The organism is Nonomuraea roseola (genome assembly GCF_039535395.1).
In the GTDB taxonomy this organism is placed as follows: domain Bacteria; phylum Actinomycetota; class Actinomycetes; order Streptosporangiales; family Streptosporangiaceae; genus Nonomuraea; species Nonomuraea roseola.
The window spans coordinates 385,120-399,155 of the sequence record NZ_BAAAXC010000015.1 but is presented as its reverse complement, the minus strand read 5'-3'; the positions used below and the strand labels follow the sequence as shown (position 1 = coordinate 399,155).

Here is a 14,036-nt window from a genome sequence, read left to right as displayed (position 1 = left end):
CAGCCGTCGGCCACCTGTCGCCGTTCAGTTCCCGGCAGGCCGAGTATCTGACCTGGACCGCCGCCCGGTACGGCCCCAACAGCGTCATCGGCGCGACTGGCGCAGAAGTTCTGCCCATCCTGCGGGACGGTTTCCGATCGGATGCGGCGCCGGTATGAGCGAGCCCTGCCGACAGTGCCCTATCCGGCCCGGATGTCAAGAGACCCGGAAGTTGGCAAAATCGATCTTCCCGCCCTTGGCGTACAGGCTGACCGTCATGGGGGTACGCCCGTGCTTGAGTGTCCGCGTGCCCATGCTCACGCCGTTCAGCCGGTACTCGAACCGTTCGCCCCGCTTGATGATCTCCATACGGTGGATCTTGGTGAAGTCCCACGCCTCGGTCAGGTGCCCGCGGTCCTCGCCCATGCCGTCATCGTTGTCCAGCCACGGGTCGGGAGAGCCCTGGATGATGACGTCGTCCTCGGAGGGGTTCAGCATGAGACCGGCCATCGAGCCGGGCCTGCCGCCGGCACCGGGAGGTACGGCCTGCTCGATGAGCAGGCCGTACCTGCAGTCGGCGTCATCGGCGAACAGGTACACCATCTGCACCTGCACAGACACGGAGTAGTCCCCTCGGGGCAATTGCTCCTTCCTGAAGAGCCGGTTCACTTGGGCGCGCCGCTCAGGCTCGGCGAGGGCAGCGGTCGTGTCGGCCACCTGCCACGAGCCCAGCTTCCGGCCCCAGGCCGCTGCGGGTTCTGCCTGCGCGGTTGTCGGCGGGGTCTGTGCCCGCGGACCACCGGAGGGCCCGGGCAGGGGGCTGCCGTCGCCCAGATGCGGGAGAGCGAGAACGATCCCCGCCGCAACGGTGGCTCCCAGGGCCGCCGCGCCGACAAGGACGGCCGTCCTGCGTGATCTTTTGACAGCGGTGTCCTGCGGATGTGGCGAGGTCGTGAGGAAGTGGCCTTCCGCGCGGTCCGCCTTCATGTGCCCGGCGGCAATCGGCGGGACGGCGGTGCCGGCAACCGCCGTTCGCTGCGGCCGGAGCACCAAGGTGTACGCCTCGTGCGCGGAGGGCCGCGCGTCGGGATCCTTCGCCAGGCACGCCGCCAGAGCCGGCCGCAGCGCGGCCGGGACCCCGCTCAGGTCAGGCGCGTGATGCAGGACCCGGTTCAGGATGGCCACGGGGCTGCCAGAACCGAACGGGGGCGCCCCGGTGGCGGCGAACACCAGGGTGGCGGCCCAGCCGAACATGTCGGTCGCTGAACTGATGCGCTTGCCCTCGAACTGCTCGGGCGCCATGTACGCGGGCGTGCCAATGACGCCGCTGGCGGTGGTGGAGGTGGTGTCCAGGACGCGGGCGATGCCGAAGTCGATGATGCGGGGCCCGTCGGTTGCCATCAGGATGTTGGATGGTTTGAGGTCGCGATGCACGATTCCGGCCTGATGCACGGCGGTCAGCCCGGTCGCGGTCGTCAGGGCCAGGCGGGTCAGCTCGTCGACGGTCAACGGGCCCCGCTCCTGCACCTGCTGGGCAAGGGACGGGCCGTCGATGTACTCGTTCACCACGTACGGCAGGCACTCCGCGCTGAGCCCGGCATCCAGGACACGAGCCGTGCAGAACTGCGCCACGCGAGAGGCGATCTCGGCCTCCTTCAAGAACAGCTGCATCTCCTCCGCGTCTGCGGCCACCTGGGCGTGCGGCATCTTGATGGCCACCGGCAGGCCGTCGGGGCCGTGCGCCAGGTAGACGGTGCCCTGGCCGCCGCGGGCGAGGAATCCGGCCAAGCGGTACGGGCCGAGAGCGGGTGGATCGCCGGGGCGTAATGGCTGAACCTGCGGCATCATCACTTTTCCCGTGGGTGGTGGGGCTCTAGATCATCCGGGTAAGGCGCGATGAGGGCAACTGCCCCGACCCAGCGTGCGTCTCGATCGTCGGGTCGGCAGCAGGTCCGGGCGCTGGTCACGGCCTGCTGCCCTGGCGTCTGGGCCGGAGCCGGCCGGCCGCCCGCCTTTCCTGTCGGCATCCACCGGTGTCAGCTGATCGCGTGGAAGAGGATGCCGTAGGTCTCCTGGGTGCTGATGGTGATCTCCCGCCAGCCCAGCGGATTGTCGTCAAGCAGGTAGGTGCCGCGATCGGTCTTCGTCATGTTCAGATGGCTCAGATCCTCGAAGGCCGACTCGTCGAGCCGCTGCTTGATCTTGCCCACGGCCTCGGCGCAATCGGACGCCTGCTCCTTGGCCGCCATCGCGGACTTGGCCTGCTCGGTCATGTACGGCTCATCGCAGATTCTTGAGATGGAGTCGCTGCCCATGAGCCCGAGGAACGCCTGCGCCTGCTCGACCTCCTTCGGCAGGCCGCTGCCAGAGAACCGGTCCACAGTGGTCAGCGTCGTGGCCAGGCACAAGAACCAGACGATTCCCAGGACCGCCAGCTTGACTCCGCGCAGCGTTCCCTTCCGATAGAGAACGAACGCGACGATCGGCAGAGCCACCGCTCCGACGAAGCTGCCGATGGTGAACAGGAACACCATGGCGGCCAGTCCGGCCAGGATCGCGACGAACCCGCCCGTCCCCATCCCGCCCAGCGCCTGCTGCACCGCCCCGGCGCCCTTATCGCTCCAGACCTGGCGGTTCTTTTCCGCCAGCTCATCGATGACGCTCGACCCGCCGCGGGGTGGCGAGGCGGCGTTGGGCAGCCTGGGGGCGGACATCTGGGGCGGGGTGCCGGGGATGTGGTGGTCGCGGTAGACGCCACCGGACGAGTCGCGTACCTGGTCTCCCCATTGACCGTTCTCGCTCCACCGGGTCTTGCCCTGAGGGTCTTGGCGCCAGCCGGGTTCGTACATGTGGGTCCTCTTCGGGGGTGTTGGGGCAGGTGCGTCTACCCCGCTTCTGGGCTGTGTGTTGGGGCCGCGTGTTCTTGCGCGCGTGGGTTTGTGGGGGGTGCGCGTCGTCTCTTGCGGACGCAGTGATCGTGCGGGCTCGGGGTGGCCGGCTGGCTCGCTCCCGCACCAGGAGAGGCGCCGTGCGTCCCCTGGGCCGTTCCCCGTGCAGGCCGGCCTCGGTCAGGCCAAGGGACGATCCGTCGAGCCATGCGGCCTCATGACGGGCGGTCGAGCTGCGACGTCCACTGCGCCCCCGTGAATCCTTGGTTCAGGCGGATCGGCGTCGAGTCGTCTTGGGCAGATTGGTGGGAGGGTCAGCGGGTGGCTTCGGTGGCCTCCCTCGTGGCCTCTTCGACGTCGCGCTGGGCGACACGGGCGCTGCTCACCCTGGCGATCGCCCGGGACTGGTTGATCCCGTAGTTGTCGTTCCACCAGATCCGGCCGACGCCCATGATGTAGCCGTCCGTGATCCGCAGAGTGACCTTGTTGCTGCGCCCGCTGCTCCACCCGCCGACCGCCGTCGACTGCAACTGACCGTTGCACACGCCGCGCGTACTGCTGGGCCGCTGACAGTGCTTGAGCTGGATGGTCATGTGCTTGGAGTAGCCCCACGTCTGGTTGCTGGAGTTGAGGTACGCGCAGGCGATGGCCGTCCGCGAGTCGTAGAAGACGTGGACGTAGGCGGCGGTGTCCCCGCTCTGGATGCGCACGGGCGTGTGCAGGATCCGCACACCATCGCAGCTTGGCAACGGCGCCGACTGCGCCGAGGCCGCCGCCGGTGAGGCCAGCAGTCCGGCGGTTAGCAGACCTATGAACGCGGCACGCATGAGCCCTCCTCGTTTCGTTGGCATGCCTGACAGGTTGGCCACGAACCGACAGGGATGGAAGGATCTTGAGAGTTGAACTCTCTCACCGCTGATACAGCGCCCTGAGCTGCCGTTTCAGCGGACTGCAACAGTTACACGGGGAACTGGATGAACGTAGATGAAACCGCCGACGCGCTCGGCTGCGCGCTGGACGAGGCCGCCACGGGCTTACGCGAAGCGCTGGAATCTGCAGGGAAACAGCAGAAGTACCTGGTCAACCACGTCAGGAACACCACACCCTCGATGGTGTCGAACTGGTTGTCCGGTCACCGCCAGCTCAACAAGGGCACCAGGCTGCCGGGCGTCGACGACATGCGCGATGTCGCCACCGCGCTGGGTGTGTCTGGCGATCGTGCCGACCGCCTGCTGGCCATCGGCGGGCGGATCGACGAACTTCGCGGCACCCTGGAGAAGACCGGACGCGGATGGCGCCAGAACGCCGCCGGTCGCATCGCCGCCATCGCCTCGACGGAGACTCCGCCGGCCCCGACATCGGCGGCATCGCCTTCGGGGGTGCGCCCTGAGCCGGAGTCGGCATCCTCCACATCGGCCGTGGTCGCGCCGGACGGCTCGGCCCCAACGCCGGCCTCGGCTGCCCCGCCGGTGTCCGGTGCCGCTGTATCCGATTTCCCCGAGGCATCAGGGGGCTCGCCATCGGCCGCTGGCGTTGCCACCGCATCGATCCCGGCCGCACCGGTATCCCCTGACACGCCGCTGCCTGCTTCGCCGGAGCCCACGACGACAGCCACGGTGAGCTCAACGGTCGACTCACCCATGCCTCCGCCCGATCCGGGGGCGGCCTCCGCAGCGCCGCCATCCGTTGCGGCGTCGCCGAACGGCACCGCGGTGTCCGTGACGGCATCCCCCTCTGCCGCACTGGCCCGCACTGCCGAGATGTCGCCGCCAGCCGTTGGGGATGCGCACGCCGTAGCCGTTGACATGCGAGAAGCCAGCGTCGCAGGCGAGCCCGAGCGCGGACACGGCGGCGAAACCGGGGCCCGGGGTAAGGTCCGCCGGATGGTACCGCTGACACACGCCGCGCTGGCCGCCGCCGTACTCGCGGGGCTGGCGTTCTACGGCGGCACGGTCTTCGGCGGGACCGACCATCGCGCCGGCGAGGGCACCGAACGCTGCGGCGCGTGGACGCACGCCAGCCAGGGTGTGCAGTTGCAGCCCTGCATCAAGGTCAGTGACGAGACCCTGATGGTACGGACGCGGCTCCGCGGACCCGTCGGGATCAAGACCGACATGGCCGTCCAGCTGTACGACCCGATGACCGAGTTGCCGGTCTCTCAGCAGCTCAAGTGCCACAAAATGTACATCACCGTGCCGGGGCAGGTGCAGTCATGCGGGTACTTCGCCGTCCGGACCCTCTCGGGGCGTGACTACGCCGCGAGGAGCTCCTGGAAGATCGAGGACGGCCCGGGCTTCATCGGCGAGGTCCTCAGCCCCACGCTGCGCTGGTGACGGACGCCGGCCTCCCGCGTTGTGCACCTTCTGACGGGTCGGGATGACGGCTCAGGAGTGCTCCGTATGCAGGGCGGTCCACAGAGCGTCGCGTGTTGCTGAGGACGGCGACACCCACGCCCTTCTCGGGGGCGAAGCCGACGAAAGAGGAGAACCCGCCGGTCATCCCGTTGTGCCAGATCTGAAGGTGACCGCCCTGCCGAGGGCGCAGACGTTGTCCGATCCAGCCGAGATGCACCCAGGAGAAGGGGTTGGGCAGCGTCACGCCCGTACCTGTCAGAGGAAACGGCGGGCCGTCCACCCACCGTGCGCTCCATCCGCGCGCTCATTCTGCGGCTGGTCCGAGAGAACCCCGCGTGGGGTTACCGGCGCGTGCACGGCGAGCTCGCCACCCTGGGCATCAAGGTCGCGCCTTCCACCGTGTGGGAGATCTTCAAGCGGGAAGGCGGAGATCCATCCCCTGAGCGGACATCGGTGACGTGGACCGGTTTCTTGCGTTCGCAGGCCGACGCTCTGCTGGCCTGCGACTTCATCGAGACCGTCACTCTCGGCGGGCAGCGCCAGTACATCTTGGCGGTCATCGAGCATGCCACCAGGCGCGTTCGCGTGCTGGGCGTCACCTCTCACCCGACCGGCGCGGCAAGATCCTGGAACTCCTGGCCGGCCAGCCCTGGCGCGCCTGGAAAGGAACCGAACTGGCCGCCATCCTCGGTATCGACAACATCAACAGCTTCCGCGTCCGACTGTCCCAATGGTCTCACCAGGGCTACATCTACAAGATCGGACCAGCCCTCCACGGCACCATCCCCACGAGCACTTAAGCCTTCGTCAGCAGGCTCTTGGAGATCACTCGGAGATTTCGGCACGATCTAGCGCCATGCGGACGCGGCCCGAGCGACATAGGTGTCGAAGTCGATCGGGGCGCGTCCGAGCACACGCTGCACGTCGTCACACGGCTCGGCGTAGAGGCCCTCGCGCATCACAGCGAACAGCGCGTTGAGCTCCGCCGCGGCTTCCTCGGAAGCTCCCTGCGCCAGGAGTTCGTCCCGGTACTGCTCCGGAGTGAGCTCCTCGTACCGGATGGACCGTCCCGACGCCTTGGCGATGGCCGCCACAGCCGCGCCGAAGGTCAGCGCCCGGGGCCCGGACAGGGTGTACACCCGCTCGTGATGGCCTTCCTCGGTGAGCGCCGCCGCGGCGACGTCGGCAATGTCCTGAGTGTCGATGAACGGCTCCGGCGTGTCCCCGATGGGCAGGGCCAGCCGTCCCTCGCGCAGCGGGGCCAGCCAGATCTGCGGGTCGTCGAAGTTCTGGTTGAAATTGTTCGAGCGGATGATCGTCCACTCCGCGCCGGAGTCGCGCACGGCCCGTTCCGCCGCGGCCATGCCGAGCAAATCCTTGGGAAACTTGTCGATCTCGCGACCGGACAACGCCACGAACCGGCGCACACCCGCCTCGGTCGCCTGCTTCACGAACACCTCGGCGGATTCCGGTTCCTGTGGCGCGACCAGGTAGAGCGCTGACGCGCCCGCTACCGCGGCCGTCCACGTGTTCTGATCGGACCAGTCGAACCGCGTTCCGCTCGACCGGGTCGCGACGCGGACGTCCTCGCCGCGCCCACGCAACGTGTCCACCAGGCGGCGCCCGGTCTTGCCCGTTCCGCCCAACACCACAATCGTCATGCCGACGAGTCAAGCGGTTCGGCACGGTCACGGACATGGTTCAGCGTCCGGAGCGCATGTCCGATCGTCCGTAGACTTGGATGCATGGATCCGGTCGATGACCTGCTGCGCGCTATCCGGTCGGAAGGCGCCGGAGTCAGCATCGAGGAGTTGACGCCACCCCGGCGCGTCACCGGCGACGCGGCCCTGACCTTGCTCGCACCGATTCAAGGCGTGACTGAGCTGGCAGACAGCGTTGTGCGCGTCGGCGAGACGGCGATCGTGCGCGGACCGTTCACCGCCCACTCGCACGAACACACTGTCCTACTCGTCGCGGCGTACAACGTGCGCGGGGCCGTGGCACACCGGCTGCTGGACATACTGCCGCCGATGCTGGTGCTGCCGGACAGCGACGACTGCACGGCGATGCGAGACTTCCTGGCGTCGCAATCGGCCTCGTGCGCGTCCGGTCAGCAGGTCGTTCTGGACCGGCTGCTCGAGTGGCTGCTGGTGTGCACGCTGCGTGCCTGGTTCGACCAGCAGCCCGCAGCCCCCGTCGGATGGCACGACGAGACGCTGGGCCCGGTGCTGCGTGCGATGCACGCGGCGCCCGGCAGGCCGTGGACGCTGGCCGCGCTGGCCGACAAGGCGGGCGTGTCGCGGACCACCCTCGCCGAACGGTTCGTCAAGGTGGTCGGCAAGCCGCCGCTGACGTACCTGAAGGACTGGCGGATGACGTTGGCCGCCGATCTGCTGGCCGAGTCGACATCGACCGTCGCCGCGGTCGCCCACCAGGTCGGGTACGCCGACGCGTTCGGGTTCAGCACGGCCTTCAAGCGCTTCCACGGAGTCAACCCCACCGAGTGCCGCACGGGCTGCCGGACGTGACTGCGAAGCGACGGGGCGCGAGCGGCGGGCGGCATCGTGGCCGGGGTTGGACGGGATCCACTGCAGTGACCCCGTCCAGTCCTTGACTGGGAATAGGTTGCCCACTTTCGGCCCTGACGCCCGCAACGGACCAGCTTCACCTGGTGGTTGTGCTCGGCGTGCCAGATCACGCAAGCCGGTCTACACCGCGCGACCGAGGCCGCCGTGCTCGAGCGGTTCTACGAATTCGCCGAGGTCTGGAGCGGTAAGTATCTGGCGATCGTGAAGTTGTAGGAGGACGCCTGAGCCGCGTTCGTGCCCTTCCTCAACTTCGACACCGAGATCCGCCGGGTGATCTGCTCGACCAACGCGATCGTCATATTGAGCTCTCACATGGGTGTCCATCATGTCCGGCACGGCAGCTCCGGTGGCCCGGGCGAGCGTGATCTGGTCCTGCAGGTCGTCCCAAGTGGGCAGGAGCCCGCCGAGATCGCGCTGCGGCAGCTCCCACCCGCCGCGGCGAGCGGTTCGCCGATGGCCGCCCAGGTCGCCGGAGGTCATCAGCTCGAACGGGTCGCCGGTGCGGTGGAACCACAGGCCCGCTCCTGTCCGCGGCCACATCACCTGAAGAGGCTCCGCCCGGACCATCCCAGACCCCGCACTCAGCGACCAAAGGCCTTTGCCAGCAGGCTCCTAGGGCCTGTACGGAGTTCGGATCTTAAATCGGTTGAAGGCTTCGGACCCACAAGATGGCCCGCGTAGCGGCAGAGTGCGACGGCAGGCGAGTCTCGCGGCCGGTCTGCCGCTGCCACGTTGCCTATCCTCCGAGCGTGTCTCCCAGCTTCCGAAGCGCCTCAGCCTTCGCCTTGTCGGTGAGGCGTCATCCTTGCCGACGCGAAGATCGAGGCTGCAGTGCGCGGACCGTCCCGGACCGAACGTGGTCCGGGACGTCTGGCGCCGTGTTCACGTGATGGTGGCAGTCCACACCCACGTATCCGTGTTGTCGTCGACGTGGGTCGCGTGCAGACCCCCCTGCTTAGGAGCATTGATGAGATCCAGTGGGGCCCGTACCCGGCGTCCGGGACAAGCGGCGCCCCTTCTCGGCTCGACGCTCATTCCGCATTGAGCCACCAGTCTCTGCCGGCCGCCGACCCTTACGTAGACGACCATGGCTGCGGAGTGCCGTTCTGGCGAAGTGTTGAGGACCGTTCCGGTCACCTGGTATCGCTCGCCCCGAAGCGGGGTGATGCACACCCTGGCCGTGAGGGCCCGGTCGATCGCTTGAGTCGCACAGGTCTGCCGGCCCAGGGCTTCGGACGCTGTAGCCGCTTCCGTCTGCAAGGCGGCGGCCTCCTGGGCTTGAGCCGGCGGAATTGCGATGACGGTCGCGAGGACGAGTGAGCTCGCGACCGATTCCGTGATTCGCTTTCCGCGCATGAACGTCTCCTTTCAGGCGGTGACGCCTGGAAAGTCCCCCGCTGCCAAGGTGACGAGGAAGGCCCCGTCTTGGCCGCAGGACGATGTTGCGCGAACGGGAGGGGCGGCCGCGCTGGGATTCCTCTCGTTTCTCGTGCCCTTCAGCGCTTCCCTGTAAGGGCTCGGATGTGACGCTTACGCGGCCTCGTTCCTGTACCAATGCTACGCCTCAGTGTCGATCATCCTCTCGTCTGGCGGCCCACCCGCGTCACTCATCAGGGACGGTTCAGGACGATGCATCAAACGGATCAAGGAGTGGCGTGAACCGGCTTTCCGCTTCGATAAGACCCCCGATAGCTATCGGGCGAGTCTTCATCCACGCGGGTGGGCCCGAAGCCTTCGACCGATCTGAAGATCCGAACTCCGTACAGGCCCTAGATCCTTACCGCGAGCAATCCGGCAATGCGCGGCTTACCGTCCGTCCTGTTCGAGGCATCGCTACCGCGGCTGTGGCGATCACGTGAGCGACCGTCGGATTAGAAGAATGATTGTTTGCTGTTCAGTGGTGTCATTTAGTGTCGGTTCATCCCGTGCTGGGGTGGCTTCGGTGTTTGGGCCGTGACGGGACCTGTCAGTACGTTCCGGGGCGGACGAGCACGGCCGAGCACGTCCGACCCCCCGATGCGCACCACGGATCCATGACTCGGGGTGTGCGAGCCGCATGGCCAACGCGGTGAACCACCAGGTCAGCTCTGTGCGATGAGTTTTGATGCGGTACAGGTGCCCGGCCGGTCGGAAGTGCGGGAGGAGGAGGGCACGCAAAGCACGCAGCGGTGCTGGAGGACAAGGTCGGCGGCGGCACGGGTGCTCTCGACGGTTCCCTCGTAGACGATGGGCGAGAATCCGGCCGAGCGGCACAGCTCGATGACGAACTGGTTGAATTCCGGCGTGCGGGTTCCTCGCCGAGCAGGAGCCGTTCGTCGGCCAGGGAAGCGACGGGCACTGTGCCTGCCGATAATGTCATCCGCGCAGGTAATCCCGCTTGCCCAGCTCCTCCTGGCGTGCGCCCGATTCTAACGCCTTTGCCGCGCCGCGCGCCCGCCCACCGTCCGCTCCATCCGGGCTCTCATCGTGCGGCTGGTCCGGGAGAATCCCTCGTGGGGATACCGGCGCATGCACGGAGAGCCATCGGATATACCCCGGACCTGCTCTGATGTGAGGGCGTCGCAAGGGTGGTGTGTCGGTGCAGTGGATGCGGCGGGCTGGGCTGAGGATGCCGCTGACCTCGCCCGGCTCGTCGGTGCGTGGGGCTGGACATCCTGGCCAAGACCCGCATGCGGGTGATCACCGCGACACACCGCAGCACAATCCCATCTCTCAGATACTTACCGCTTAACCTGCGGAAAGAGGATCACGCGAAGGTCAACTCATACGCCACTTCGCTGGATGTGACTCAGAGCATCGGAGCTACGTCAGGTTCGCTGGGACGGGACATCAACGGCGGCCAGAGCGGGCTTGGGCGGTTGAGACCGTGAGGAAAGCGGTCGTGGGTCAGCGGCGGCTGGTACGGCTGGTCCCGGTGTGGGCGGCGATGGCCGGCACCTTCGCCGGTTGCTCCCGCAGGGCTTCGAACAGCGCCGGTCGACATCGACGGGCAGATAGCGGGGCGGTCAGCGGGGGTATACCGGGGTTGAAGGGGGCCGATTGGCGCCGGCGGGGGGGGGCGACCGGCCGCATAGGCACCGGGCGCAAGCGGCCAGGGCCGTGATGAGCGTGTCGGCCGCCACGGGTCGGCGTGGCGAGGGGGACGTCATGAAAGGGAATCTCGCCGGGTCGGAACACGAGTTCCTGACGGCACGGCGGTGTTGACGCCGATGGCGACCTACTCGTTCAGGTTGTACGTGGCAGGACAGACACCGAGGTCGCTGGCCGCGGTGGCGAATCTGCGGGCCCTGTGTGACACCTATCTTCCCGGCTGCCATGAGATCGAGGTCATCGATGCCGCCGAACAACCGGATCTCGCGGAGGAGGAGCGGATTCTGGCCATCCCGATCGTGATCAGAACCAAGCCGCTCCCAAGTTTCCGGGTTATCGGAGATCTGTCCGATCGGGCTCGGGCTGCAGCTTTGCTTGGCCTTCCTGAGGTGGGCAGATCGTCCCCAGAAGGGCAGGCACAATGACGGGCAGTGCCGCGGTCGGGCGGACACCGACCGGTATCAGCGGTTTCGACGACATCGCCATCGGGGGGCTTCCTGCCGGCCGGTCCACGCTCGTGGCCGGCACGACCGGCACCGGGAAGACGCTGTTCTGCCTGGAGTTTCTCGCCCGGGGCATTGCCGGTTTCGGCGACCCCGGCGTGTTCGTCGCCTTCGACGAGACACCCGAGAATCTCCGCCGCAACGTCGGCTCCCTGGGCTTCGACATCGCACGCTGGGAGGCCGAAGGAAAGTGGACGTTCGTCGACGCCTCCCCGGAGGCCGGTGAGCAGACGCCCACCGTGGGGACGTACGATCTGGGCGCGCTGATGGCCCGCGTCGATCGCGCCGTGCGTCAGATCGGCGCCAAACGGGTCTCCTTGGATTCGCTTGGCGCGGTCTTCATGCGTTTCGACGATCGGGAACTCATTCGCCGTGAGTTGTATCGGCTCGCCCGGGTCTTGGAGTCGCTCGAGGTCACTTCGGTCCTGACCGCCGAACGCGACGCGGAATACAACCACATTACCCGGCAAGGCGTCGAGGAGTTCGTATTCGATAACGTCATGATCATGCGGAACGTCATGCGGAACGAAAGACGACACCGGACGATCGAGATTGTCAAGTTCCGCGGCACCACTCACCGCACCGGGGAGTGGTTGTTCACCATCGACCCGAAAGACGGGCTGGTCATCATCCCGGTCGCGTTCCTCGTGCCACGTGACCGGGCATCGCAGGAGCGGGTCTCCATCGGGAACATCGAGCTGGACGCCATGGTGGGCGGTGGTGTCTTCCGGGACGCGGTCGTCCTGCTCATCGGGTCGTACGGCGGCGGAAAGACCCTGGCGGCTCTGCAGTTCGCCGATGCCGCGTTCCGGGCGGGCGAACGCTGCCTTTTCCATGCCTTCGACGAGACTCGCGGGCAACTCGGCCGCAACGCCGCTGGCTGGGGTCTGGACTTGGACGTCATGGAGGCGTCGGGACTGCTCCGAGTAACTGCCACGTACCCGGAAATGGCCTCAGTGGAGGATCATTTCCTGCGTATCAGGAGAGACATCGCGGACTTTGCCCCCGCTCGGCTCATCATCGACGGTCTCTCCGCCCTTGAGCGGAGAGCGACGCCGCGGACACTGCTGGATTTCGTCATCGCACTGGGCGGGGTCGTGCGGCAGCACGAGATCACGACCCTGTTCACCTCCGCACCGACCGGCGGGGGAACGTCGATGTTCACAGCGCCGATCATGGAGGTCGCCAGCATCGCCGACGTGACGATTCTGCTGCCCTACATCGAAGGGGCGGGTGTGGTCCGGCGTGCCATCGCCGTCCTGCAGACGCGCGGCTCGGCACATGACCACACCATCCGCCAGGTCGCCATCGACGGTGCCGGCATGCACATCGGTGACCCCTATACCGAAGCCTTCCACATGCTCTCCGACGCCGCCGTACTGCCCCGCCACCCGGAGTGGCCGACCGACCCAGACCGCGCAACGGCCGGGGACCAGGATAAGAGCTGATGGGTGAGCCCCGCGACAGCGCGGACAGGCCGAACACAGAACCGACGCGGCTCTCCGATCCCGGGCGCGACGCCGGACATATGGTCATGGCGGCGCTGGCGGACGGGATCGTCGCGGTCGACGAGGACGGTGTGATCCGGATCTGCAACCCCGCCGCCGAGGAACTGCTCGGCCGGCCGTCGGACGAACTCATCGGCACCCCGTTCGGCTACCCGGTCGTCAACGGCGAATCGACTGAGATCGACCTGATGCTGCCCGGCGGCCAGACGCGAGTGGTCGAGATGCGCGCCACCACCGCGACGGTGGCAGGAGAACACCTGTACGTCGCCGCGCTGCGCGACGTCACCCTCCGGCGCGAGGCCGAACAGCAGCTCGAAGCAGAACTCGAACGCCACAGCATGGTGATCGCCGTGGTCGCCCATGAAGTTCGCAACCCGCTGGCGGGGATCGGCCTGCTGGTGGACATGCTGCGTGAGCCCGAGGAGAGCTTTTCCGACGAGGAGCGTGCCGACGTCCTCGACCGCATCGCGGTTCGCACGGCGAATCTCCAGGCACTAGTCAAAAAGCTGCTCACCGTGGCGAAGATCGATGCGAACGCCGTGCGTGTCTCTGTGGAGCCGGTGCCGGTGCTGGAGGTGATCCTCGAACGGCTGGCCGAGTTCGCCGATCGGCCCAAGGACGTGTACGTGTCGTGCGATCCCCAAGTCCGGGCTCTGGTGGATCGTAGCGAGTTGTCAGAGATGTTGATCAACTATCTGGAGAACGCCTTCCGATACGGAGCCCCGCCGTTCGAGGTACGGGTGGCCGAGCAGCCCGATGACGTGGAGATCCGGGTGTGCGACAACGGGCCCGGCGTGCCCGAAGCGTTCCGGCCGAGCCTGTTCGAGAGGTTCAGCCGTGAATCGCGCACCAAGCGGGCGACCGAGGGCTCGGGGCTGGGTCTGTGGATCGTCCAAAGCCTGGCCCGGGCCAACGGTGGCGACACCTACTTCGAACCGGGCGAACAAGGAGGCGCTTGCTTTTGCCTGCGTCTACCCCAGGCACCGCCGTTCTGAGCGTTCGCCTGTGGGTGCCAAGAACTCGGCCGCCCTATGCAACCTGCGCGTATTCGTGGATCAGTCCGCCGAGGCGGTCACGTCGGATGACCTTGATATCGTCCTCAGCCGGGTCGGGAAGGGCTCGTAGC

The 14,036-nt window shown here is 67.3% G+C and carries 10 protein-coding genes and 1 pseudogene; 6 read left to right on the top strand and 5 right to left on the bottom strand.

The features are described from left to right. Positions 1 to 195 precede the first annotated feature (195 nt). The 3 genes from ABFX55_RS24910 to ABFX55_RS24900 form a co-directional block, all read right to left on the bottom strand. Positions 196 to 1,827, bottom strand: coding sequence for a serine/threonine protein kinase (locus ABFX55_RS24910; RefSeq protein WP_346124773.1), 1,632 nt, complete (start codon positions 1,825 to 1,827; stop codon positions 196 to 198). Between the two features lie 188 nt (positions 1,828 to 2,015). Further along, entirely contained in the window at positions 2,016 to 2,828 is an 813-nt protein-coding gene (locus ABFX55_RS24905; protein ID WP_346124771.1) for a hypothetical protein, read from the bottom strand. A gap of 353 nt (positions 2,829 to 3,181) precedes the next feature. After that, entirely contained in the window at positions 3,182 to 3,694 is a 513-nt protein-coding gene (locus ABFX55_RS24900; protein ID WP_346124770.1) for a hypothetical protein, read from the bottom strand. Positions 3,695 to 3,841: 147 nt separating this feature from the next. Here ABFX55_RS24900 and ABFX55_RS24895 point away from each other — a divergent pair, with 147 nt between their 5' ends. After that, positions 3,842 to 5,200, top strand: a complete 1,359-nt coding sequence (locus tag ABFX55_RS24895; RefSeq protein ID WP_346124768.1) for a hypothetical protein — start codon at positions 3,842 to 3,844, stop codon at positions 5,198 to 5,200. Here the strand turns inward: ABFX55_RS24895 and ABFX55_RS49940 are convergent. Both ABFX55_RS49940 and ABFX55_RS24890 read right to left on the bottom strand, forming a co-directional pair. After that, the gene (locus ABFX55_RS49940) at positions 5,178 to 5,438 is read right to left on the bottom strand and encodes a serine hydrolase (protein ID WP_428834788.1); all 261 of its coding nucleotides are present in this window, start codon (positions 5,436 to 5,438) and stop codon (positions 5,178 to 5,180) included. The two genes, ABFX55_RS24895 and ABFX55_RS49940, sit on opposite strands and share 23 nt — an antisense overlap. A 631-nt stretch (positions 5,439 to 6,069) precedes the next feature. Then, positions 6,070 to 6,882 (bottom strand): NmrA family NAD(P)-binding protein, encoded by an 813-nt coding sequence (locus tag ABFX55_RS24890; protein ID WP_346124766.1) that lies wholly within the window; start codon positions 6,880 to 6,882, stop codon positions 6,070 to 6,072. Positions 6,883 to 6,966: 84 nt separating this feature from the next. Here ABFX55_RS24890 and ABFX55_RS24885 point away from each other — a divergent pair, with 84 nt between their 5' ends. The 5 genes and pseudogenes from ABFX55_RS24885 (at position 6,967) to ABFX55_RS24865 (ending at position 13,905) form a co-directional block, all read left to right on the top strand. Then, complete coding sequence (locus ABFX55_RS24885; RefSeq protein ID WP_346124765.1) at positions 6,967 to 7,749, top strand: AraC family transcriptional regulator; 783 nt, start codon at positions 6,967 to 6,969, stop codon at positions 7,747 to 7,749. Positions 7,750 to 7,909: 160 nt separating this feature from the next. Further along, positions 7,910 to 8,103 (top strand): annotated as a pseudogene (locus ABFX55_RS49935) (transposase); the annotation flags it as partial. Between the two features lie 2,915 nt (positions 8,104 to 11,018). Further along, the gene (locus ABFX55_RS24875) at positions 11,019 to 11,324 is read left to right on the top strand and encodes a circadian clock KaiB family protein (RefSeq protein ID WP_346124761.1); all 306 of its coding nucleotides are present in this window, start codon (positions 11,019 to 11,021) and stop codon (positions 11,322 to 11,324) included. Beyond that, complete coding sequence (kaiC, locus tag ABFX55_RS24870; protein ID WP_346124759.1) at positions 11,321 to 12,850, top strand: circadian clock protein KaiC; 1,530 nt, start codon at positions 11,321 to 11,323, stop codon at positions 12,848 to 12,850. Before ABFX55_RS24875 ends, kaiC begins: the two co-directional genes overlap by 4 nt. Continuing rightward, positions 12,850 to 13,905 (top strand): PAS domain-containing sensor histidine kinase, encoded by a 1,056-nt coding sequence (locus ABFX55_RS24865; protein ID WP_346124758.1) that lies wholly within the window; start codon positions 12,850 to 12,852, stop codon positions 13,903 to 13,905. Before kaiC ends, ABFX55_RS24865 begins: the two co-directional genes overlap by 1 nt. Positions 13,906 to 14,036 lie beyond the last annotated feature (131 nt).